This is a genomic window from Dactylosporangium fulvum, from assembly GCF_025137375.1.
GTDB classification, from domain to species: Bacteria; Actinomycetota; Actinomycetes; order Mycobacteriales; family Micromonosporaceae; genus Dactylosporangium; species Dactylosporangium fulvum.
In genome coordinates, this window is the sequence record NZ_CP073720.1 from 6,548,938 (window position 1) to 6,571,426 (window position 22,489).

Here is a 22,489-nt window from a genome sequence, read left to right on the forward strand (position 1 = left end):
CTCCTGGATTCGACCACGTACGGTGGGCGGATGACCGACGGATGGACCCCTGACAGCAACGGAGTGCTACGCCTGCCGTCCGGACGGCTGGTTCGCGGGCGGGGACTGCGTCGGCCGCTGCCGGCGGGACCGGTGCCGACGTTCGGGTTGTACCTGCTCGGCAAGCCGCCGCCGGCGACGGAGTGGGCGGCGCGCTGGCTGCGGTGGCCCGACTTCCGGCTGCCGGCCGACCGCGACGACGCCGCCGACGCGTTCCGCGACGTGCTGGCCCGGGCGGGTGACGGGCGGGTCGAGGTGGCGTGCGGCGGCGGCCGCGGGCGCACCGGGACGGCGCTCGCCTGCATCGCCGTCCTCGACGGGGTGCCGGCGGCGGAGGCGGTCGCGTTCGTGCGGCGGCACTACGCGTCGCACGCGGTGGAGACGCCCTGGCAGAAGCGTTACGTGTCCCGGTTCCCCGGCTGACCGGCCAGGTCCTTGATCTCGTCGGCGGTGAAGCCCCATCCCGCGAGGGCGGGGCCGGTGTCGCCGGGCGGGGTGGGCGCCAGGGCCGGGGTGCGGGAGAAGCGGGGCGCCGCGACCGGCTGGGTGACGCCGCCGAGGGTGGTGAACGTGCCGCGGGCCGCCATGTGTGGGTGGTGCGGCGCCTCCCGCATGGCCAGCACCGGCGCGACACACGCGTCGGTGCCCTCGAACACGGCCGCCCACTCGTCGCGGGTGCGGGTGGCGAACGCCGCCGCGAACGCCTCCCGGTGCGCGGGCCAGGCGTCGCGGTCGTACTGCCCGCCCTCCGGGGTGACTCCGAGCCCGGCGACGAGCGCGGCGTAGAACTGCGGCTCCAGGGCGCCGACCGCGACGAACCGCCCGTCGGCGCACCGGTAGGTGTCGTAGAACGGCGCGCCGCCGTCGAGGAGGTTGGCCTGCCGCTCGTCGACCCAGAAGCCGGTGCCGAGCATGCCGTACAGCATGGTCGTGAGTGACGCCGCGCCGTCGACCATCGCGGCGTCGACGACCTGCCCCTTGCCGCTGCGGCCCCGCTCCAGCAGGGCCGCCAGCACGCCGACGACGAGGAAGAGCGCGCCGCCGCCGAAGTCGGCGACGAGGTTGACGGCCTGCACGGGCCGCTCGCGGGGGCCGATCATGTGCAGGGCGCCGGTCAGGGCCGAGTACGTGATGTCGTGCCCGGCCCGCTGCGCGAGCGGCCCCTCCTGGCCCCAGCCGGTCATCCGGGCGTAGACGAGGCCCGGGTTCACGGCGAGGCAGTCGCCGGGGCCGACCCCGAGGCGCTCGGTGACTCCCGGCCGCAGCCCCTCGACGAGGACGTCGGCGCGTTCGGCGAGCCGGAGCACCGCGGCGCGGCCCTCCGGGCTCTTGAGGTCGAGCTCGAGCCGGGGCCGGCTGCGGAAGAGCGGGCCCATCGGCGCCTCGGCCAGCCCGCCGCCGCCCGGCCGGTCGACCCGGATCACCGACGCGCCCAGTTCGGCGAGGAGCATGCACCCGTACGGCGCGGGCCCGATCCCGGTGAACTCGACCACCTTGATGCCGGCGAGCGGCCCTGACGTCATCCCTGCCCTCTCTTCTCCGCGTCGATCCTGCAGTTGTGGTGCCTCGACACTCCCACGATGTCCCACTTCGGCAGGCACCACAACTGCATGATCAACGCCGAGGGGGGTCAGGCGTTCGCGGCATCGATCAGCTTGCGCAGTGGCTGCGCGATCCGGCTGCCGCCGATCCGGTGGTTATGTGGGAGACGGCGGCGGCGGAGGCGCTGTTCGGCGCATCGGCGTGAGCAGGGCCGCGAGCGCGGTGAGCGCGACTGCCGCGCCGGACGGCAGCAGGGTCGCGGTGACGCCGAAGCGGCCCGCGGCGGTGGTCAGGGTGGCCGCGCCGAGCGGGGCCAGGGTGAGCTGGAGGGTCCAGAACGCCGACGTGACCCGGCCCAGCATGTGCCCCGGCGTCACCTCCTGGCGCAGGGACATCGACGCGATCCCGGCGACCCCGGTGCACAGCAGGACGACCGCGACGAGCACCGCGACGACCGGGACCAGGCCGGCCAGGCCGACCGCGGCGATGGCGACGCCGGCCAGGGTGTAGGCGCCGATCCAGGCCGGCCCGAAGCCGGCTCTGCGGCGCACCCGCGCCACGACCGCGGACGCGAGCATGGTGCCGATGACCCCGGCCGTCATCACGAGGCCGATCGTGCTGTCCGTCTGCCGCAGGTCGTGCTTGAGGTGGTAGATGACCACGTCGTCGAGGGCCGCGGTGAAGAAGATGAGCACGGTCAGCAGGACCGTGAGCGGCCAGAGCACCGGATGGCGCCGGATGAACCGCACACCGACCGCCAGGCCGCGCCCCTCCGCCCGCGCCTCGTCGTCCACTGTGGACTTCCGGACGCGCACGAACGCGAGGCCGAGCGCCGACAGCGCGAACGTCACCGCGTCGACGGCGATCGCGGCCGACGGGCCCGCCGCGCCGGAGATCAGACCCGCGAGCGCCGGCCCGGCCAGGTAGGCGACCGAGTACGTGCCGTAGAGGCGGCCGTTGGCCTCGGTGATCCGGTCGGCGGGCACCAGGGCGGGCACCACCGTCACGTACGTCACCTGGAACACCATCGAGAAGACCGCGGCCAGCGGCAGGACGAGGTAGACCAGCCAGAGCTGCGGCCCGAACGCCCAGACGACCGGGATGCTGCCGAACAGCAGGAACCGCGCGACGTCGCAGACCCGCAGCAGCGTCCGCCGGTCGAAGCGGTCGGCGACGTGGCCGGCGAAGACACCGGCGACGAGCGTGGCGACGCCGTTGAGAGCGGTGACCGCGCCGAGCTGGGCCACCGAGCCGGTGGTGTCGAGGATCAGCAGGGGCACGGCAACGAGGGAGAACGCGTCGCCCAGCGCCGACAGCGTCTGCGCCGACAGGAACGCGACAAAACTCCGGTCCCGCCAGAGATTCGTCACGAATGCGACGCGCGCACGAGGCGCAGCACCGCCGGGCGGGGCAGGTCGAGCAGGCGCGCGTCGAGCCACGCCGGGCGGTCCATGAGACGGGCGGCCTCGGCGCGGGCCTCGTTCTTGGTGAGGGTCCCGCCACTGCCCCGGATCAGCGACTCGCGCACCACGTTGCCGAGTTTGCCATGCGCGTGAGTCAGTAGCCAGGCCGCCGCGTCGCCGGCGCCGGTCGCGGCCGCCTCGACGATCGCGTGGTCCGGATCGGGGGTGCTGCGGCGGTACCGCAACGTGTACTTCGCCCCGGCCACCTCCCGCAGCGCCGCCTGGGACGCGGCGTCGGCGAGGTCGGGGTGCCGGTTCGGCACGAGCAGCGTCAGGCGTTCCGCGTTCACCGCGAGCAGCGCCCGCAGCAGCCACGGCCCCGGGTCGCCGGTGAGGTCGACGGCGGCCGCACCGGACCGCACCGCGACCGGCCCGCCGCCGAACACGTCGGCGGGCGTCAGCGCGCCGGGCAGGAGCGCACCGCCCGGGCGGCCCTCCAGGGACTGCCCGCCGTGCGTGTAGATGTTGATCGACGCCTTGGCCAGGCGGCGGTCCAGCGCCCGCCAGGTGTCCGGGGTCGGCCGGCACACGTAGAGATCGCTGGCGCTGCCGACGGCCTGCGCGCCGTGGTACCGGTTGAAGGCCGGCAGGATCGCCTCCGTCACCAGATCGAGCTCGAGCACCGCGCGCTGGACCTTCAGCCCGAGGGCCGGGGTCAGCGGGCTGAAGCCGTAGGCCATGACGAGCCGGCCGTTCGTGCGGTCGCCGAGCGCCTGCGCGCCCCGGCCGAGGAACAGCCGGACCCCCTCGGGGGTGTAGGGCGGGTCGGTGAAGACGAGGTCGGCGGTGCCGGCCAGCGCGGGCGGCAGACCGAACCGCAGGTCGGCGTGCCAGCAGTCGATGTCCGGGTCCTGCGCGGCGATGTAGTCGAGCAGCCGGTCGTCGACGTCGACGACGCTGACCCGCAGGCCGGGGTTGGCCCGCCGCACGGCGAGCGAGGTGAGGTCGTGGTCGCCGACGCAGACGAGGTGGGCACCGGTCAGGTCGAAGGTCTCGTCGAGCCACACCGCGCGGCGGCCGGCGGTGTCGGCGGTCGCGGAGACGTGGTCGAGGGAGCGGTCCGCCGCCGGGGCCGCGGCGATGACCTCGGTCAGGTCGGGTGCCCGGCGCGGGCGGTGGAGCTCGTCGTAGCCGAAGCGTTCGCGGTACCGCGGGACGGCGGACGGCCGCAGCAGCGGGCCGTCGAGGTCCGGTCCGGCGGCCCGCAGGAGCGCCTCGACCGTCCGGCGCGGCACGGCGTGCTCGCGGACGAGGTCGTCGAGGCCGGCCGGTGGGCGCTCGCGCTCGGTGAGCCGGGCGATCACCTGCCGGAGGCGGCGCGCGGCGATGCCGGCCTCGGCAACGAGCGCGGCGACGGTGTCGATCGGCTCCCCCGTGATCGTGTCCTCCTTGATCGCGTCGCCCTCCACCGCCGAAACATAACAGACACCTGTTAAAAGTTGACGACCTGTAGTCGTGAGCGGGTTCAAGGTGTACGGAGCGCAAGATTTCCGGCGTGTTTCCCGGGCCGAAGTACAGGGTGGTGGCGAGGGTCAGCAGAGGGCATCGACCCTTGTCCAAGTATTGACCGATGTGTGATCGTCGGCGCATCGCTATGAGTCGATGCGTTCGGAAGCCCGGTGAACGGCGCGCTCACCATCCCTTCCCCACCACCTCGGCTCACGCGTGTCTTATTGGTTCCGGCGCATCCGTCACACATTCCCCGGTTGATGCGCCGTTGCTGGAAAGAAGGCACCCTTGAAGCTCACCCCACGGTTCGCCACAGCGGCCGGAGTGTTCGCGGTAGGGCTGGTAACAGCCGGCACCGCCGCGGCCGTGCAAGCCTCACCCCCAGTGCCCGGGCCGTCCGACGTGGCGGTGGCCGACTCGGTCGCCGCCCAGAAGGCCGACTCGTTCGTCGCCGGCAGGCCGAGCGCCCTGCACCCGAGCGCCGAAGACGCCTACGTGCAGAAGTCGGTCACCGCGTCGGGCAGCGCGAAGTACGTCGCCTATGAGCGCACGTACAAGGGACTCCCCGTCGTCGGCGGTGACTTCGTCGTGGTCACCGACGCCGCGGGCGCCACGAAGTACACCTCGGTGGCGCAGTCCCAGGCGATCAGCAACGTGCCGACGACGGCCAAGCTCACCGCGGCGGACGCGGAGGCCGTGGCCCGCAAGCAGCTGACCTCGGTCAACGCCGTCGAGGGCACCCGGCTCGTCGTCTACGCGCTGGACGGCCCCGCCAAGCTCGCCTACGAGACGACGGTCACCGGCACCGGCGCCGACGGTGCGAGCCGGCTCACCGTCGAGGTCGACGCCGCCACCGGCGCGGTGCTCGACAAGACCGAGCGCGTCATGAAGGGCACCGGCACCGGCTGGATCGTCGGCAACGTCACCGTCAATACGACGCTGTCCGGCAGCACGTACCGTATGCAGGACCCCGGCATCTCGACCCTGAGCTGCCAGGACGCTGCGAACAACACCACGTTCTCCGGCTCCGACGACGTGTGGGGCAACGGGGTCGGCACCAACCGGGAGACCGGCTGTGTCGACGCCCTCTACGCGGCGCAGCAGGAAAAGGCGATGCTGTCGCAGTGGCTGGGCCGCAACGGGTTCAGCAGCAGCGGCGGCGCCTGGCCGATCCGGGTCGGCCTGAACGACCAGAACGCCTACTATGACGGCACCCAGGTCCAGATCGGCAAGAACACCGCCGGTCAGTGGATCGGTTCGCTCGACGTGGTCGCCCACGAGCTCGGCCACGGCATCGACGACAACACCCCGGGCGGCATCTCCAAGTCCGGCACCCAGGAGTTCGTCGCGGACACGTTCGGCGCGGCCACCGAGTGGTTCGCGAACAACCCGAACGACCCGCCGGACTACCAGGTCGGCGAGGAGATCAACCTGGTCGGCAGCGGCCCGATCCGGCACATGTACAACCCCTCGCTGGACGGTGACCCGAACTGCTACTCCAGCAGCATCCCGTCGACCGAGGTGCACGCCGCGGCCGGGCCCGGCAACCACTGGTTCTACCTGCTCGCCCAGGGCAGCGCCGCCAGCGGCGGCCAGCCGGCCAGCCCGACCTGCAACGGGTCGAGCATCACCGGCATCGGCATCCAGAAGGCCATGAAGATCATGTACAACGCGATGCTGATGAAGACCTCGACGTCGTCCTACCTGAAGTACCGGACCTGGACGCTCACCGCGGCCAAGAACCTGTACCCGGGCAGCTGCACCGAGTTCAACACGGTCAAGGCCACATGGGACGCCGTCAGCGTGCCGGCGCAGTCGGGCGACCCGACCTGCACCGGCGACACCACGCCGCCCACCACCCCGCCGACGACCCCGCCGACGGGCAACTGCTCCGGCCAGAAGCTGCTCAACCCGGGCTTCGAGTCGGGCACGGCCAACTGGACCGGCACGACCGGCACCATCGGCCAGTGGAGCAGCCAGGGCCAGCCGGCCCGCAGCGGCACCTACAGCTCGTGGCTCCTCGGCTACGGCTCGACCCACACGGAGTCGATCGCCCAGAGCGTGACGATCCCAGCGGGATGTAACGCGACGCTGTCGTTCTACGTGCACATCGACTCGGCGGAGACGACGACGACCACGGCGTACGACAAGCTGACCATCACGGCCGGCTCGACGACACTCGCGACGCTGTCGAACCTCAACAAGGCCTCGGGCTACCAGCTCAAGAGCTACAGCCTCAACGCCTTCGCCGGCCAGACGGTGAGCATCAAGTGGAGCGGCACCGAGGACTCCTCGCTGCAGACCTCGTTCGTCATCGACGACACGGCGGTCACGCTCAGCTAGCGGTACCTGCGGACGAGGGCCCGGGCCGCGCGCCGCCCGGGCCCCTTATCCTGTCCCGGTGGACTTCGACTTCGCCCGGTGGGCCTACGACGCCCGGGCGGAGCTGCCCGACGAGGACTTCGACCTCATGCTGCACGACGTGTCGTTCCTGCCGTTCCTGGTCGACACCGCCGCCGACGCGACCTGCCCGAAACAGCACGCCTGCGCGATGATCCTCGAGGACTACACCCGCCGCCTGCTCGGCACCGGGCGCGAGCTGCCCGCGGTCCGGGAAGCCGCCGCCCGTGCCGCCGGACAGGGTCTCGCCGGTGAGTGGGCCGCATACGCCGAGCGGGTGCTGACCTACCACGACCGCCCTGGCCCGGTGCCCCGCTCGAAGGCCGAGGTGATGGCCCACGACCTGCTCGTCGGCGACCTGCACCGGCACGCGATGCGGGCGGTGCCGATCACCGTGCGCGTGGCCGGTCCCGCCACCCACTGGGTCGCCGAGCTCGGCCTGCCCTATCCGCACTTCCTGTACGTCCACCGCCGCACCGGGGCGTTCCTCTGGACGTTCCTGCGCCGGCTGCCGATGGACGAGATCGCGGCCGTCCGCTGAGATCTCCACCCGGGCTCCACCCGTGGGTGGCGGCGCTCCGACCGGTCCGGTTCCTACCGTCAACGGCATGAATCCCACCACCGCGCTCATCGCCGTCGCCGTGCCGCCGATGATCAGCGGCGCCCGCTCAGACGCTGGCCAGCAGGTCCACGGCGGCCGGCTACGTGTCGGCGGCGAGGCGGGTGAGGATCGCCCCCACCGGGCCCTCCGTCGCGTGGCGGAATCCCGTGCCCGCCCACAGGTGGATCGTGTCCGTGTCACCGGCCGCTGCGGCCGCACGGCGCAGCGGGGCGGTCAGGTGATGTACCGCAGGATAGCCCAGCGGCGCGTCCGCGTCGTGCGCGGCGACGAACCGGTTGCGCAGCCCGCGGGCGGGCCGGCCGGTGAACGCCCGGGTCACCACGGTCTGCATGCCCGCCGGGTCGGCGAGCGCCGCCCGGTGCGGCGCCGACGCGCCGCTCTCGTCGGCGCGCAGCAGGACGGTGCCGACCATCGCGGCGGCCGCACCCGCCCGGAGCACGGCCGCGACGTCCTGCGCCGTCCCCATCCCGCCCGCGGCGAAGATCGGCAGCGGGACGCGCCGGCCGATCCCGGCCACCAGGTCGGCCAGCGGCACGGACGCGGGCGGCGCCGCGGGGGTCAGCGTCCCCGAATGGGCGCCGGCGCCGGCCGACTGCACGGCGAGGGCGTCGACGCCCCGCTCGGCGGCGGCGAGGGCCTCAGGCAGCGCGGTGACCGTCTGCACGACAACCGTCCCGGCGGCCCGCAGCCTGGCGACGAGTGCCCGGTCGGGCAGGCCGAACGTGAAGCTCACGACCGGCACCGGGTCGGCCAGCAGCAGGTCGATCTTGTCCTGCCAGTGGTCGTCGTCCTCGACCGGCTCGGCACCGGCGAGGTCCAGCCCGTAGCGGTCGGCCTCGGGTTGCAGCGACCGCGCATACCGCCGGAACGCCTCGGGGTCGACCGGCAGCGGGTTGGGCGCGAACACGTTGACCCCGAACGGCACGTCCCGCACGGCGGCGATCTGCTCGGCGAGGGCCTCGGGTGTCTTGTACCCGGCGGCGAGGAACCCCAGCGCCCCGGCGCGTGCGGCGGCGGAGACGAACGCGGGGGTCGACGGCCCGCCCGCCATCGGCGCGGCGATGAGCGGCAGCGGGAGGCCGAGTCCGGTCAGCGGTGTCTGCACCGGACCAACGATAGGCGGCCTCAGCCGTGCCGGCAGCCGCGGTCGAGGGTGACGGCCGCCATGCGGATCTCGACACAGGCTCCGCGCAGCCCCGGCGCACGCCGCGTCAGCCGCGGGCCTGGCCCCAGCCTCTGCGCACGCCCGCCGCCAGCTCGGCGGCCGTGATCAGCTCCTCGTGGGTGCCGGCCGCGCCGCAGGCGAACGCGCCCGACACGGCGCCCGCCAGGGCGCACTCCTCGATCGGGCGATTCGCGAACCAGCGGCTCATGAAGGCCGTGCTGTACGCGTCGCCCGCGCCGTTGCTGTCCACCACCGGGCGGTCCGGGGTGACCACCGGGAAGCGCCGCGGTGCCGGCTCGCCGCGGACCAGCACGCGGCTGCCCAGCGCGCCCTCCGTGGCCACCACCACCGCGGCCCGGCCCTTGTCGAGCACCACCTGCATGACCTCGTCGACACGGTCCGGCGCCGCCGCCGAGCTGAGGAAGACCAGGTCCGCCTCGAACGCGAGCGGTTCGGCCCAGGAGTCGGTGCCGTTCCACGAGTGGATGTCGGTCGACGTGGTGATCCCGAGCCGCCGCGCCGCCGGGAACGCCTCCGGCGCCCGCGGCGAGGCGACGTGGACGTGTGCCGCGCGCTCGACGAGCGGCAGGTAGGAGCCGGGCGGCAGGACCAGGCCGTCGGGGTGGCGGCCGTCGAAGAACGAGAACCGCCGGCCCGCGCGATCGACGAGGTTGACGCTGCGCGGGGTGCCGTTCGGCGCCGGCACGGCGCTGAAGTCGAGCCCCACAGCGGTGTAACGGGCCCGGACGAGGTCACCGAGCGGGTCGTCGCCGAGGAAGTCGGCGAACCTGGTGCGCAGCCCCAGGGCGTGGAACCCGAGCGCGACCCCGTTGCCGGAGTGCGCGACGTAGTCCCGCACCGGCGGCACGGCCACGAAGTCCCCCGGCGGGATCGTCAGCTCGGGCACCCGCACGATGGTGTCCACCCCGACGCCTCCGAGCACCACCACGTCGAAGTCCACCGTTCGGGGCACCATGCCGAAAGCATAGACGACACTGATTTGCCTATTGGGGCACAATGACGGCATGGCGGACCCTGGGGACCACGAGAACCGCCAGAAGGCGCGTCCGGTCGTGTCGATCATGGTCGCTCTCTTCACCGGCTCCGGCATCTTCCTCCAGCAGCTGTCGACCGACGAGCCCGCCTCGACCGCGCGCTGGATCATGCTCGTCTTCGGCTCGGTCGTCGGCGGCCTGGGCGGCCTGTTCGCCGCCGGTCTCTTCGACGAGTTGCTCGCCTGGTCCGGCTCCGGCTGGAAGGCGCTGCGCGAGTGGGCCCGGCTGCGCTACGTGCTGGCCGTCGCCGCCGCGTGCCTGCTGGCGCTGGCGCTCGGGTTCACGGTGCCGCGCGGGATCGACGCGGCGCGCCGGTGGCTGCGGGGGTGCGAGCAGCCCGCCGCCGTGCGGGTCCTGACCTCGACGGAACAGCTGACGGCGGTGCGGCAGCTCGCCGACGCCTACGAGGCGGCGACCGCCCGCCGGTACCATGGCTGCCCGAGCGCCGACCTCTACGTCTACGGCGCCCGTCCGGCGGACGTGCACGAGGCCGTCGCGAGCGGCTGGACCAACGACGCGCTGCGCCGGATCGGCCCGCGGCCCGACGTGTGGCTGCCCGACTCGTCCCTCGACCTCACCCTGACCCAGGACGCGGCAGTGCGGTTCGCGGTCACGGTGCCGGTCGCCGAGCGGCGCACGATCGGCCACTCCCCTGTTGTCCTCGGCGTGCCGGCGGCGAACGTGCCGGAGGAACTGGCGGCGCGGCGGCGCGAGCTGACCTGGCAGCAGCTGTGGCGGGAGGCCACCCAGCGCGGCTGGGACGTGGTGCGGCCCGACCCGTCCGTGTCGACGCCGGGAGTGCTCGCCACCGCCGCGCTCTACACCGGGCTGTCCGCCGACGCGGCCGGCGCGCGGGCGGTCGAGCAGCGTATCGAGCGCTCCCTCGACACCGGTGGCTTTCCCCTCGGTACGAGCGCGCAACTGCTGTGCCACAAGCTGACCGCCGATCCGCGCCGGGCCGCGGTGATCGCCGACGAGCAGGCCGTGGTCCGGTTCAACCAGGGCCTCGGCGGGTGCGGCCTCGGCCCGCAGGCGCCGGCGCCGGAGCAGGCCCTGGTCGCCTTCTACCCGAAGGACACGGTGAGCGAGGACCGCCTCTTCCTGCGCCTCGGCTGGGACGGCACCGGCACCGCGACCACGGCCGCCGCGAAGGACTTCGGCGCCTGGCTGGGCGGCGCCGAGGGCAAGCGGACCATGCTGCGGTCGGCGTTGCGGCCGCCGCCGCTGTTCGACGTGACCGACCCGCTGACGGAGCAGTTCGGCGCACAGCCCGGCGTCGCGTTCGACCGGCGGCCTCCGGCGCGGGAGACGATCGACGGCTCGCTGCGGCGGTACGCGCAGGCGCGCCGCCCCGGCCGCATCCTGCTCGCCCTCGACGCGTCGGGCTCGATGCAGACCGCGGTCGACCGGGCCGGGACGACGCGGTTCCAGCTGGCGTCGCGGGGCGTCGCGCGGGCGCTCGAGCTGATGAGCGGCCGCGACGAGTTCGGCCTGCGGATCTTCCCGGCCGACGGCGGGGGCGGCGGCGCACGGCAGCTCGTGCCGCTGGGCCGGGCCGACGCGCCGGTCGGCGGCGTGCCCCGGCGGCAGGCCGCCGTCGACGCTCTCGCGGCGGTACGGCCGGTGGGCGGCACCCCGCTGTACCCGACGATCGCCGACGGGGTGCGCGACGTGACGGCCAATCCCGACGAGCGCATCGCGAGCCTCGTCGTGCTCACCGACGGCAACGACACGAGCGGCCGGGAACCGTCCGAAGTGGACGCTCTGATCCGCGGGAAGGGCGCGCGGGTGTTCGTGGTCGCGATCGGTGAGGCCAGCTGCGGCGCGCTCGCGCTGCAGCAGCTCACGACGCACACCGGGGGCGCCTGCTACGACGCCGGACCGGATTCCGTCGACGACGTGCTGGTGGACCTGTTCGGACTGCTCTGGGGAGGCGACGCGGGCGATGGCTGACGACGGCAATGGGTGGATACGGCGGGTCTTCGGCGCGCTGGTCGGCGTGCCGGCGCGCCGTCCGCGGCTGACCATGTTCGCCGGCGGGCTGCTGGTCGGCGTCCTGCTCGCCGCGGCGTTCGCCGTCTGGGTCCGGCCCGCGTTGCGGGACCCCGACCGGCCGGAGCCCGGCGACCTGGTCATCCTCAGCGGCCGCGACGACGGCGCCGGCGGCCAGCGGCAGGCGCTCGTCGACCAGTGGAACGCGCTGCACCCGGACAACCAGGCCCGGATCGAGGAGCTCTCCCAGGTCGCCGACGCCCAGCACAGCGAGATGGCGGCCCGGGCGCAGAGCGGCCGGGGCGGCGTCGACATCTACAACCTCGACGTGACGTGGACCGCCGAGTTCGCCTCCGAGGGGTACATCCGCAAGCTCGACGAGCGCGCCGCCGACACATCGGGCTTCCTGACCGGGCCGCTGGCCACCTGCCGCTGGGACGGCGCGCTGTGGGCGCTGCCGTTCAACACCGACGCCGGCCTGCTGTACTACCGCAACCGTCTCGTCGGCACCGCGCCCGCGTCGTGGCCGCAGCTGGTCGCCGAGGCGCAGGAGGCGCTGAGCCGCCCGGCGCCGGCCGGCCCGCAGCCGGTCGCCGGATACGCCGGCCAGCTCGCCGACTACGAGGGGCTGACCGTCAACGCCCTGGAGGCGATCTGGGCGGCCGGCGGCGACGTCGTCGACAGCCGCGGCCGGGTGGTCATCGACTCGCCGGAGGCGCAGACCGGGCTGACCCGGCTGGCGACGGGCCTCGGCTCCGGTGCGCCGCCGCAGATCCTGCCGGACTCGACCGGCTTCGACGAGACCGCCACCACGCAGGCGTTCGCCGAGGGCAAGGTGGCGTTCATGCGCAACTGGCCGGTGGCGCACCGGGCACTCGAGCCGCGGGAAGGCGCCGACAGCGCGGCGGCGGTCGAGTTCCGGGTGGCGAAGCTGCCCGGCCCGAGCGCGCTCGGCGGGCAGAACCTGGCGATCGCCGCGGACAGCCGCCACCCGCGCGCCGCGCAGCACCTCATCGAGTTCCTCACCGGCGAGCGCAGCCAGCAGATCCTGTTCGAGCGCGGCGGGTTCGCGGCGACCCGCGAGATCGTCTACCGCGACACGACAGTGGTGCAGCGGTACCGCTACGCGCCGGTCCTGCTGGAGGCGATCCGCTCCGCCCGCAGCCGTCCGGTGACCCCGCACTACGCGCAGTTCACCGAGACGTTCCGGCGGATCGTCCGGGAGGCGCTCGCCGACGGCGGCCGCCTGCCGGCCGACGCGAAGCCCCGCCTGGAGGCCGCGCTGCAGGGGTACAAACGCTGAGGCGGTCTGCTTCACGGCATGCGGAAGAACAGCATCGGGTCGCGGCCGGCGGGTCCGACCGGGGCGGCGAGCCGGAGCTTGCGTTTCAGGCCGAGCAGCCGGTCGCGGGTGTCCGGGTCGGCGGCCCGCGACGCCGTGAGGTGGCCGATGCCGTGGCGGCGCAGCCACCCCAGCACCACCGCGCCCTCGCTGCGCGGCCACGGGCGGCGGCCGTGGAACACGTCGTGGACGGCCACCCCGGCGCCGGGGCGCAGCACGCTGAAGAGCGTGCCGGTGTACCACCGGGCGAAGCCGGCCGTGTGCGCCGCGTCGACGAGGACGAAGCCGGGGGTGTCGGGGAGCTCGGCGCGGCGGACGTCGCCGGGGACGAACCGCCACCGTCCGTCGGCGAGCGCGGCGGGGACGGTCCGGGTGACGTGGTCCGCCCGGTCGTACGTGTGCAGCGTCCCGCACCCGTTGTCACGCAGCGCCCGCAGCAGCCAGGTGGTCGACCAGCCGTGGAACGCCCCGATCTCCACCACGGTCGCGGGGCGCAGGGCGCGGACCATCAGGTAGGTGATCTCGGCCTCGAGGTCGTCGAGCTTGGCGTGCATCGGACGCTGGGCCCGCAGTTCGCGCTGCTCGTCACGGGCGCGGCGAAGGTCGGCGGCGTGCTCGCGGTACCACTGGACGATCAGGTCGAGGTGGAGCATCAGGCCCTCCCGTCCACGATCCCGGCGAGCGCGTGGAGGGTGCCCGTGCCGGCGACGAAGTAGCCGTCGTGGCCGTCGACGCCGTCGACCGGCAGCGCCAGCGCGCCGAACTCCGGGTCGGCCGGGTGCGTGCCGTGGCCCACGCCGAGGATCCGCAGGCCCGGCAGGCGGCGGGTCCAGTCGTTCGGTGCGCTGGCGGCCCAGACCCGGGCGGCGGCGCGCAGGTCGGCGGCGCGGTCCACGCCCATGCCAGGGCTGCCGAGGGCGACGATGTCGGTGACCCGCGCGTCCAGGCCGGGTTTCGCGGCCGCGATACCGATGACCGTCGAGCCGTAGCTGTGACCGACGAGGACGATCCGCGTGCCGGGCAGCGTGGGCAGGAACCGCCGCAGGGCCAGCGCGCCGGCGGCGGCCCGGTCCTCCCGGACGGCGGCGAGGCCGAGGCCTTCCGGCGGGTCGTAGCCGAGCCAGGCCACCACCGCGACGTCGGCCGAGCCGATCTCGGCGTACAACCGGCGGGCCTGCCACGCGGGCGCCCGGCGCTCGACCCCGCCGAGGCCGCGGTCGAAGTCGGCGGCGGTGGTGTTCACACCCGGCACCAGGACGACGACGGTACGGGCAGCCGCCACGTCACCGACGACCTCCAGGGCGCGGCCGTCGGCGTACCGTCCGCTCTGGACCGCCAGCGGCGGCGGGACCGGCGCCGCGTGGGTCGGGCCGAGGACCGTCCAGCAGAGGGCGATGCAGGGAAGGGCCAGCAGCATTCGCATGGCCCGGACGGTAGGAAGGAGGACGGGTCCGGCTCGTCACTCCGCGGCGCCATCCCGGGCGTAGCTCCCGGGTATCACGTCCCTTGCTTGCGTCACTCCCCCGCGTTGACCAGTCCGGTCTCGTAGGCGAAGACGACGGCCTGCGCGCGGTCGCGGAGGTCGAGCTTGGTCAGCACCCGGCTGACGTGCGTCTTCACCGTCTGCTCGGCGACGACGAGCGCCGCCGCGATCTCGGCGTTGGACATGCCGCGGGCGATGAGGCGCAGTACCTCCGTCTCACGCGGGGTGAGCGCGGCGAGCCGGGCGGGCTGGTGCGGCACCGCGCGCGGGCGGGCGGCGAACTGCTCGATCAGCCGGCGGGTGACCGACGGGGCGAGCAGCCCTTCCCCGGCCGCGACGACCCGCACCGCGTTGACCAGCTCGGCGGCGGGGGCGTCCTTGAGCAGGAACCCGGACGCTCCGGCCCGCAGCGCCTCGAACACGTAGTCGTCGAGGTCGAACGTGGTCAGCATGAGCACGCGGGGCCGGTGCAGGCCGGGCGCCACGTCCAGCAGCTGCCGGGTGGCCTGCAGGCCGTCGAGGACCGGCATGCGGATGTCCATGAGCACCACGTCGGGTGCCTGCTCGCGGGCCAGCGCCACACCCTGCGCGCCGTCGGCGGCGTCGCCGACGACCACGAGGTCGGGCTGGGCGGCCAGCAGCGCGGCGAAGCCCTGCCGGACCATCGCCTGGTCGTCGACGATCATCACCTTGATCATGCTTCTCCGTCCAGGGGGAGCGTCGCCCGTACCAGATAACCGTCCCCGACCGGGCCGGCCTCCAGGGTGCCGCCGACCGCCGCGGCGCGCTCCCGCATGCCCAGCAGCCCGTGGCCGTCCCTGGCGGTGATCCCGTCGGCGCCGGGTCCATTGTGGACGAATACGCCGAGGGTGTCGTCGGCCCGGGTCAGCCGGATCAGCACCGGGGCACCGGCGGCGTGGCGCCGCGCGTTCGACAGTGCCTCCTGCACGATCCGGAACGCGGCGAGCCCGACCGCGGGCGGGACCCGCTCCCCCGGCAACGGCTCGAAGGTGACCTCGACGCCGGCCTCACGCGCGTCGCGGACCAGCCCGGCGAGGTCGTCGAGGACCGGCTGCGGCTCGGTCGGCGGCGGCTGGTCCGAGACGCGCAGCACACCTAGCAGCCGACGCATCTCGGCGAGCGCCTCGCGTGACGTGCCGGCGATGGCGGCAAGCTCGTCGGCGACGGCCGGTGGCACGCCCTCGATACGGTAGACGGCGGTCTCGGCGCGCACGGCGATGAGCGACATGTGGTGGGCGACGACGTCGTGCATCTCCCGGGCGATGCGGTTACGCTCTTCGGCGACGGCGCGGCGCGCCTGTGCCAGCTCGCTGCGCTCCTCCTCCTCGGCGAGGGCCCGCTGGGCCTCCCGGCGCCGGCGGACCTGGTCGCCGATGACGAGGATCGCGAGAACCGCGAGGATGAGCCCGGTGACGTTGTTCGGGTTGACAAACGCGAAGATCAGCAACAACGCTGAGACGCCGACCCAGACGAGGACGCCCCGCCGATGCCGGACGGCGACCACGCCGAGGATGACCGGCACCGACAGGATCTGGACGGGCTGCCACGGCCATGGGGTACGTTCGCCGGTGGAGATGGTGATGCCGGTGTAGACGGCCACGAGCCAGGCGACCCGCCAGGCAAGCAACGGCCGGCCGGCGACAAACGCGACCGGCGCCGCGGTGACGATCGACGCCACGGTGAGGGAAAGCCCACTGCTGCCAGTGTTGTCGTGCAGATACTCGTATGAGATGAGCCCGCAGAAAACGGCGGCCACGGCCCCGATGAACGGCAACGCCCGTCCGACCCGGGTCCGCGGATGCACCGCAGGATCGGGCCCGGCCAGGAAGGCCCAGAGATTCCGCAGGCTCGCACGCACACGGCCACGGTAACCGACGGTTCACCACTCAGGCGTGACGCCTGCCCCAAGCCGCCCCACGCCTCTCCACCGGCCACCGGCGGCCGTCGGCAGGCGGCGTTCGAGTCACTGGGCCGCAGCGCCCACTACGCAACCTTCCCCCCGCTGCTGAAGGCCCGAACGCCGGCGCACCGACCCTGTCCACGGCCGCCCGACAACGCCGTGGTGGTGCCCGTCCATTTGCCGGGACGCTGCCTGACGTGGGGCGCAGCGAGGTCTGGGTCGACGCCGGGGTAGCGCTGAAGAAGGGCACAGTCGAGGTGGCCACACTCAGCGCCACCCGCCCGCCACAGGCAAGCTTGATCGGACAAATCCGACATCATGGTGCATCGACATCGGTGCATGCGAGGCATTTTCCATGATCCCGAAGCCTTTGTGCCGCGTGGACGACCACAAGTCTCCGGGATCATGGAAAGTTGGCCCGATGCACGCCGATACTCATCGATTCAGTCTCGATATGTGGACAGCGGGCGCTCCTGACGGGCTTGGCGTGCCGACGGGTTGTCGGCGACCTGAACCATCGGCAGGGGTCCGACCGGCACCAACGATCCTGCCGGCGTTTGGCCGGGTCGTCGGCGGGTCGACGCCGGTGATCGGCTTGGCGGCCGTGCCGGCCAGGCGGATGGCGGACCGGTGGCAACCGTCTGGCCGGCCCGGGGCGGCATCCCCAGTCAGTCGCGGCACACCGACGCGAACAACACCGCGTCCATCCCGAAGACCCCGGCGACCACGCGCGCCCACTCGTCGACGTCGCCAGCGGCGACCAGCGCGACAGCACCGCGCGCCGCCCCGCCGTGAGGTCCGCATCCTTCGGGGCGGGTCTCGCGCGCCTCGAAGGCGGAACCCACGATGCCCAACCGCACCGCGACCGACCGTGCCTCCTCCGGCGGCTCCAGGACGTGGGCGCCCGACGAGACCCAGAGCTCCTCGATCGCGGGCGAACTGACCGCCTTGGGCCGTCCTGACCCGGCGCTCGCCGCCGACCAGTTCCTCGCCCACGCCGCCACGCGTCCGGCCCGCGCCGCCGAGGTGCTCGTCCAGCGGCTCGTGCTGGGACACTGGGTGGATGGGGACGCAGTGGAAGGACCTGCCGGCGCCGAGGGCGATGACGCCCGCGGAGCGCGCGGTGCTGCGCGCACTGGTCGGGCGCGCCGGGGTTGAGGCGCTGACGGCGCAGGCCGCGACGGCGCGGGTGACGGCGGTGTGCGCGTGCGGCTGTGCCTCGGTGCGGCTGGCGTGTGAGGGTCCGGCGGTACCGCGGGAGACCGTCAAGGCACTGAGCGACAGCGGACGTGACGACTACTGCGCCGTCCAGGTCCGCGCCGGTGACGTCGACGTGGTCGCGCACGTCGTCCACGGCATACTCGTCGAGCTGGAACTGTTCGCCGGCGAGGGCGTGAAGGTGGAGATCCCGAACATCGGATAGCGCCGCTATGCCGGCTGGACGAGCCGCGCCCCGAAGCCCTCCACCGACGCACGAATCCGCTCCGGGTCGCCGCCGTCGAGGCCGAGGGCCGGCGACCGCGGATACGGCCGGACGCGCGCCCCGGCATCCTCCAGCGCCAGGATCAGTCCCAGGATCCGCCCGCCGAGGGTCTCGTCGGGCTCCAGCAGCACCCGCCGCTCGTGGGCCTGGGATCCGCCCCGCCCGGCGAACGCGTCCTGCACCAGCTCGGCCGTCGACCGGATCATCGTCCGCGTCGAGTTCACCCCGGAAGGCGAGTACACGGGCCAGTACGCGTGCCGCTCCCCCGACCGCGGGCGGCGGGGGTGCCCGGCGCAGTGCCGCAGGAAGCCCGGCAGGTCCCGCACGTCGTGCCGCATCGCCTCCGAGACGAGCAGCGCCCACGTGAACCCGCCGACGAGGCCCCACGCCGCGCCGTCGAGCTGCCGGGCCGCGGACCACGCCCGCACCTCCCGCAGCAACGGTCGGAAGACGGCCGGGTCGAGTCCGTCGAGGAGCGCGTCGGCATCTTTCACGGCGAGCACGGCCCGGCGGGACGGCTCGTCGTCGGCCGCCGGGCCCTCCAGGCGCTCGACGTCCCGGACCGCGACGTGCTGCACGTCGACGCTGACGCCGGCCACCGTGGCGCGGACGACCGGCACGACGGTGCCGGCCACGCGGGCGCCCGGGAGCAGGGCGGCGAGGGCGGCGAGCGGGTCACCACCCGGCGCCGGCGGCGGCACCGACGCCCACACCAGGTCGAGGTCGGCGGACGGGTCGGCGACGCCGAGCCGTACCGAACCAACCACGTGCACGCGGGAACCGGGCCGCACGGCGCGGCAGGCTTCGGTGACGAGCCGCAGGGCGGTCTCGTGGCCGGTCGCCAGCGCGACGGTGTGCCGGACCTCGAACGGCTCGTCGGCGCGGCGGCTGATCAGGTCGACGGCGTCGATGGTGAACTCGACCGGCTGCCAGTCGCGCTGCCACCGCGCCACCGTTTCGGCGATCCGCTCCGCGGGGCCGGTGAGCTTGGCGACGCTGAGGTGCGGGGTGAAGGCGCCGCGGCTGTCCTGCTCGGTGCAGCCGGGGAAGCGCGCGGCGAGCGCGGCCTGGAGGGTACGCAGCGCGTCGGCGGGCTCGGTCTCCGGCTCCAGCCACACCGTCGTGCTGCCGCGGTGCCGAAAGGTCCGGAACCGCGCCAGGCGCACACGGATCGCGGTGCGGCCCGCGACGGCCTCGGTGACCGCCTCGGCGGCGGCGGGGAACTCGGACTCCGGCACGAAGCCGTAGACGAGGTTGACGTGCGGCATCCAGCGCCGGTACGACGGGTCGTGCGCCGACCGCAGCGCCTGGATCGGTGCCCAGGCGTGCAGCGGCGGACGCACCACGAGCGCCGACGTGTGCACCGACGCCGCGTCCACAGTCCGCTCGGACGGTTGCAGCAGGGCGGTCACGCCGAAGTGGTCGGACACGAACCGGGGCTCGCCGTCGTCGGCGAACGGCCGGTCGCCGAAGCGTTCGACCGCGACCGGGGTGAGCCCGCCGCGCACCAGGACGCGGTCGAGCCGCGCGGCCCGGCCGGTGCGGGACGCGACGGCGGCGAGCGGGTTGACCGCCGGGTCGAACGTGAAGCCGGCGTCGTGCGGGTGCAGCACCCGCCACGCGTCGGCGAACCCGGCGATCCACGGCGCCGTGTCGTCGCTGACGTTGAGGTCGGCGAGCACCACGGCGGCGTCGAGGTCACCACGGCCGAGCCGCTCGTCGATGACCCGCAGCTGGTGCTCCCGCCGCTGCTCGGCGCCCTCGGTGTGGTCGCTCGTGAGGTGCGCGGCGACGAACCCGACGGACTGTCCATTGAGGATGGTACGGCCGAGCAGCAGCCGCTTGTACGCCGAGAGCCGGTGCACCTCCAGCGTGAGCGGCCAGCGCGACAGCAGGGTGGTGCCGTAGCCGACCGCGGGGTCGGGACCGGCGGAGACGTGGTAGCCGGCGCGCACCCATGGCGCGGCGAGCAGCGCCGCCCACAGGTCGTGGGTGACCTCGTGCAGCGCGACGACGTCGGCGCCGAGCCCTTCGAGCAGGTCGACGCAGGCCGGGACACGCCGCTGCGGGTAGGTCAGCTCGCGGTCGTAGGCGTCGGACAGCACGTTGAACGTGGCGACCTGGACGGCGTCGGCGTGCACCGGCAGCGGCGGTCCGGCCGGCACCCACTCGTCGCCGTCGAAGCGCAGGCACGCGGCCGGGTCGAAGGCGACCGGCCGCCGCCGGGGCGGGCGGGCCGGCGGTGCGCCGGACGGGGCCGCGGTCAGCGCGGCGAGGTCGGCGGCCGGGCTGTCGCCGGAGCCGAAGACGAGGTCCACGCGGGCCTGCCGGTCCCAGACCGTGAGCCCGCCGGCCTTCACGTACCGCACCCGGTGCCACGGCACGTCACCGCCGGCGACGAACGCGGGCAGGGGCGCCTCCCGGACGCCGGCGTTGCGCTCCTCGTAGCCGACGACGAACCGCGCCGCGTCGAGCGTCGCGTCGTATCGGATCCGGGAGACGACGTCCTGCACGGGACGTAGACCGGCACCACGCCCCTTCGCCATGCCCCGTAGGGTAGGCGGCCCGTCCGGCCCGCGGCGACCGGTTTCCGGCCGCCCACCCGTTCATCGGTACGGCGGATAGGGCGGCTGCGGCGGATACGGGTACTGCTGGTACCGCTGGCGCTCCAGGCGCTCCTTGCGCCTGCGGATGAGCACGATCAGCGCGGCGACGAGGCCGACCAGGACGATGAGGCAGCACATCGGCAGCAGCATGCGGCCGAAGAGGTACCCCGCCCGGTAGGCCGGGTCGTCCGTGTCCTGCGGCGTGGGCGCCGCCCAGGCGGGTGCCGCGGCGGCGAGCGCCAGGACAGCACCGGTCAGCCCGGCGGTCACCCGCGCCGGTGTCACCACCCGCACCCTCATGGCCCGCCAGCCTAGCGCCTGTCGTCCTGGCGCGGGTGCTGTGGCACGGCCGCCGCCCGTCGGCACCGGCGACGGTGCCGCAGCGCGAGCACGCGACGGTCGCCTGACAGCGGCCGCCTGTTCTTCTACGGTACCGAAGGTGCCCGCCGCTGCTCTGCGCGTGACACCGGCCGCCCGGTCGCCACGCACACGCTGAAAGCTGGAATCGCCGATGCATGAAGACCAGTTGTTCCCGGCCGAGCCGGAGGTCCGCGCCGTCGCGCGCGAGCTCTACCGGCACGCCAAGGATCTGCCGCTGATCAGTCCGCACGGCCACGTCGACCCGGCGATCCTCGCCGACGACCGGCCGTTCCCCGACCCGGCGCGGCTCATCGTCGTGCCCGACCACTACGTCACCCGCATGCTCGCCAGCCAGGGCATCCCGCCGCACCGGCTCGGCGTGCCCACGCTCGACGGCAGCCCGGCCGAGACCGACGGACGGACCATCTGGCGGCTCCTCGCCGAGCACTGGCACCTGTTCCGCGGCACCCCGTCCCGGCTGTGGACCGAGAGCGTGTTCACCGACGTCTTCGGCATCGACACCCCGCTGCGCCCGGACACGGCCGACGCCGTCTACGACGCGCTCGCCGAGCGGCTGGCCGACCCCGCGTTCCGGCCCCGCGCGCTCTTCGAGCGGTTCAACCTCGAGGTGCTCGCCACCACCGAGTCGCCGCTGAACGACCTCACCGCCCACACGAAGCTCGAGGCCGACGGCTGGGGCGGCCCCGGCGGGCGGGTCATCACCACGTTCCGCCCCGACGACGTGGTCGAGTTCGACTGGCCCGGCTGGGCCGGTCGGATCGAGCGGTTCGGCGTCACGACCTACGCGCAGTACCTCGACAAGCTCCGGGACCGGCGGCAGGCGTTCATCGCGGCCGGCGCCACGTCGAGCGACCACGGCCACCCGACCGCCGCCACCCTCGCCCTCGACCCCGCGGAGGCCGCCGCCCTCTTCGACCGGGCCCTGCGCGGCGCGGCCGACGCCGGTGACGCCGAGCGGTTCCGTGCCCACATGCTGGTCGAGTTCGCCCGGATGTCGGTCGAGGACGGGCTGGTGATGCAGTTGCACCCGGGTGCGGTCCGCAACCACAACACCGCCCTGTTCCACCGGCACGGCCGTGACGTCGGCGGCGACATCCCCTCGCCGACCGGGTACGTGCGCGCGCTCAAGCCGCTGCTCGACGAGTTCGGCACCGACCCCCGCTTCCGGATCGTGCTCTACACCCTCGACGAGACCGCGTTCACCCGGGAGCTGGCGCCGCTCGCCGGCGGCTACCCGGCGGTCTTCCTCGGCGCGCCGTGGTGGTTCCTGGACACCCCCGACGGGTTGCGGCGCTTCCGCGAGGCGGTCACCGACAGCGCCGGGTTCTACAACACCGCCGGCTTCGTCGACGACACCCGCGCGTTCTGCTCGATCCCGGTGCGCCACGACGTGGCCCGGCGCATCGACGCCGGTTTCCTCGCCCGGCTCGTCGCCGAGCACCGGCTGCCGCTCGACGAGGCGGCGGAGACCATCACCGACCTCGCGTACCACCTGCCGAAGCGGGTCTTCCAGCGCACCGTCCGTACCGGAGCCGAACAGTGACCA

At 74.0% G+C, this 22,489-nt stretch carries 19 protein-coding genes; 7 read left to right on the forward strand and 12 right to left on the reverse strand.

The window, feature by feature from the left end; translation table 11 throughout:
* Positions 1-30: 30 nt before the first annotated feature.
* A complete protein-coding gene (locus tag Dfulv_RS30280) occupies positions 31-462 on the forward strand; it encodes a phosphatase domain-containing protein (RefSeq protein ID WP_259857184.1) in 432 nt (143 codons plus the stop codon).
* On the opposite strand, the gene Dfulv_RS30285 is transcribed toward Dfulv_RS30280, so the two are convergent.
* The 3 genes from Dfulv_RS30285 to Dfulv_RS30295 all read right to left on the reverse strand — a co-directional run bounded on the left by Dfulv_RS30285 (position 438) and on the right by Dfulv_RS30295 (position 4,453).
* The gene (locus Dfulv_RS30285) at positions 438-1,562 is read right to left on the reverse strand and encodes a CaiB/BaiF CoA transferase family protein (RefSeq protein ID WP_259857186.1); all 1,125 of its coding nucleotides are present in this window, start codon (positions 1,560-1,562) and stop codon (positions 438-440) included. The genes Dfulv_RS30280 and Dfulv_RS30285 overlap by 25 nt on opposite strands.
* A 174-nt stretch (positions 1,563-1,736) precedes the next feature.
* Positions 1,737-2,951 carry an MFS transporter gene (locus Dfulv_RS30290; protein WP_259857188.1) on the reverse strand — a complete coding sequence of 405 codons (1,215 nt, stop codon included), beginning with the start codon at positions 2,949-2,951 and terminating at the stop codon, positions 1,737-1,739.
* Positions 2,948-4,453, reverse strand: coding sequence for a bis-aminopropyl spermidine synthase family protein (locus Dfulv_RS30295; protein ID WP_259857190.1), 1,506 nt, complete (start codon positions 4,451-4,453; stop codon positions 2,948-2,950). Before Dfulv_RS30295 ends, Dfulv_RS30290 begins: the two co-directional genes overlap by 4 nt.
* A gap of 328 nt (positions 4,454-4,781) precedes the next feature.
* Here Dfulv_RS30295 and Dfulv_RS30300 point away from each other — a divergent pair, with 328 nt between their 5' ends.
* Together Dfulv_RS30300 and Dfulv_RS30305 are read left to right on the forward strand one after the other, a co-directional pair.
* On the forward strand, positions 4,782-6,836 hold the full coding sequence (locus Dfulv_RS30300) for a M4 family metallopeptidase (RefSeq protein WP_259857192.1): 2,055 nt from the start codon (positions 4,782-4,784) through the stop codon (positions 6,834-6,836).
* Positions 6,837-6,894: 58 nt separating this feature from the next.
* Positions 6,895-7,434 (forward strand): hypothetical protein, encoded by a 540-nt coding sequence (locus tag Dfulv_RS30305; RefSeq protein WP_259857193.1) that lies wholly within the window; start codon positions 6,895-6,897, stop codon positions 7,432-7,434.
* A gap of 160 nt (positions 7,435-7,594) precedes the next feature.
* On the opposite strand, the gene Dfulv_RS30310 is transcribed toward Dfulv_RS30305, so the two are convergent.
* Entirely contained in the window at positions 7,595-8,620 is a 1,026-nt protein-coding gene (locus Dfulv_RS30310; RefSeq protein WP_259857194.1) for a nitronate monooxygenase, read from the reverse strand.
* Between the two features lie 106 nt (positions 8,621-8,726).
* A complete protein-coding gene (locus Dfulv_RS30315) occupies positions 8,727-9,656 on the reverse strand; it encodes a carbohydrate kinase family protein (RefSeq protein ID WP_259857195.1) in 930 nt (309 codons plus the stop codon).
* A gap of 49 nt (positions 9,657-9,705) precedes the next feature.
* On the opposite strand from Dfulv_RS30315, the gene Dfulv_RS30320 reads away from it, so the two are divergent.
* Together Dfulv_RS30320 and Dfulv_RS30325 are read left to right on the forward strand one after the other, a co-directional pair.
* Positions 9,706-11,688, forward strand: a complete 1,983-nt coding sequence (locus Dfulv_RS30320; RefSeq protein ID WP_259857196.1) for a vWA domain-containing protein — start codon at positions 9,706-9,708, stop codon at positions 11,686-11,688.
* Positions 11,681-13,030 carry an extracellular solute-binding protein gene (locus tag Dfulv_RS30325; RefSeq protein ID WP_259857197.1) on the forward strand — a complete coding sequence of 450 codons (1,350 nt, stop codon included), beginning with the start codon at positions 11,681-11,683 and terminating at the stop codon, positions 13,028-13,030. The genes Dfulv_RS30320 and Dfulv_RS30325 overlap by 8 nt, the downstream gene beginning before the upstream one ends.
* Positions 13,031-13,041: 11 nt before the next feature.
* Here the strand turns inward: Dfulv_RS30325 and Dfulv_RS30330 are convergent, their stop codons facing one another.
* From Dfulv_RS30330 to Dfulv_RS30350, 5 genes are all read right to left on the reverse strand, one after another.
* Entirely contained in the window at positions 13,042-13,722 is a 681-nt protein-coding gene (locus tag Dfulv_RS30330; protein WP_259857199.1) for a class I SAM-dependent methyltransferase, read from the reverse strand.
* A complete protein-coding gene (locus tag Dfulv_RS30335) occupies positions 13,722-14,492 on the reverse strand; it encodes an alpha/beta hydrolase family protein (protein WP_259857201.1) in 771 nt (256 codons plus the stop codon). Before Dfulv_RS30335 ends, Dfulv_RS30330 begins: the two co-directional genes overlap by 1 nt.
* Positions 14,493-14,584: 92 nt before the next feature.
* The gene (locus Dfulv_RS30340) at positions 14,585-15,250 is read right to left on the reverse strand and encodes a response regulator (protein WP_259857203.1); all 666 of its coding nucleotides are present in this window, start codon (positions 15,248-15,250) and stop codon (positions 14,585-14,587) included.
* Complete coding sequence (locus Dfulv_RS30345; protein ID WP_259857205.1) at positions 15,247-16,431, reverse strand: sensor histidine kinase; 1,185 nt, start codon at positions 16,429-16,431, stop codon at positions 15,247-15,249. The genes Dfulv_RS30340 and Dfulv_RS30345 overlap by 4 nt, the downstream gene beginning before the upstream one ends.
* 710 nt (positions 16,432-17,141) lie before the next feature.
* Positions 17,142-17,477, reverse strand: coding sequence for a hypothetical protein (locus Dfulv_RS30350; protein ID WP_259857206.1), 336 nt, complete (start codon positions 17,475-17,477; stop codon positions 17,142-17,144).
* A 59-nt stretch (positions 17,478-17,536) separates the two neighbouring features.
* On the opposite strand from Dfulv_RS30350, the gene Dfulv_RS30355 reads away from it, so the two are divergent.
* Positions 17,537-17,896 carry a hypothetical protein gene (locus Dfulv_RS30355; RefSeq protein ID WP_259857208.1) on the forward strand — a complete coding sequence of 120 codons (360 nt, stop codon included), beginning with the start codon at positions 17,537-17,539 and terminating at the stop codon, positions 17,894-17,896.
* 5 nt (positions 17,897-17,901) lie between these two features.
* Here Dfulv_RS30355 and Dfulv_RS30360 read toward each other — a convergent pair whose 3' ends face one another.
* Both Dfulv_RS30360 and Dfulv_RS30365 read right to left on the reverse strand, forming a co-directional pair.
* Positions 17,902-20,502 carry an RNA repair domain-containing protein gene (locus Dfulv_RS30360; RefSeq protein WP_259857210.1) on the reverse strand — a complete coding sequence of 867 codons (2,601 nt, stop codon included), beginning with the start codon at positions 20,500-20,502 and terminating at the stop codon, positions 17,902-17,904.
* Between the two features lie 60 nt (positions 20,503-20,562).
* Positions 20,563-20,862 (reverse strand): hypothetical protein, encoded by a 300-nt coding sequence (locus Dfulv_RS30365; RefSeq protein WP_259857212.1) that lies wholly within the window; start codon positions 20,860-20,862, stop codon positions 20,563-20,565.
* A 211-nt stretch (positions 20,863-21,073) separates the two neighbouring features.
* On the opposite strand from Dfulv_RS30365, the gene uxaC reads away from it, so the two are divergent.
* Positions 21,074-22,486, forward strand: coding sequence for a glucuronate isomerase (gene uxaC / locus Dfulv_RS30370; protein WP_259857214.1), 1,413 nt, complete (start codon positions 21,074-21,076; stop codon positions 22,484-22,486).
* Positions 22,487-22,489: the final 3 nt, after the last annotated feature.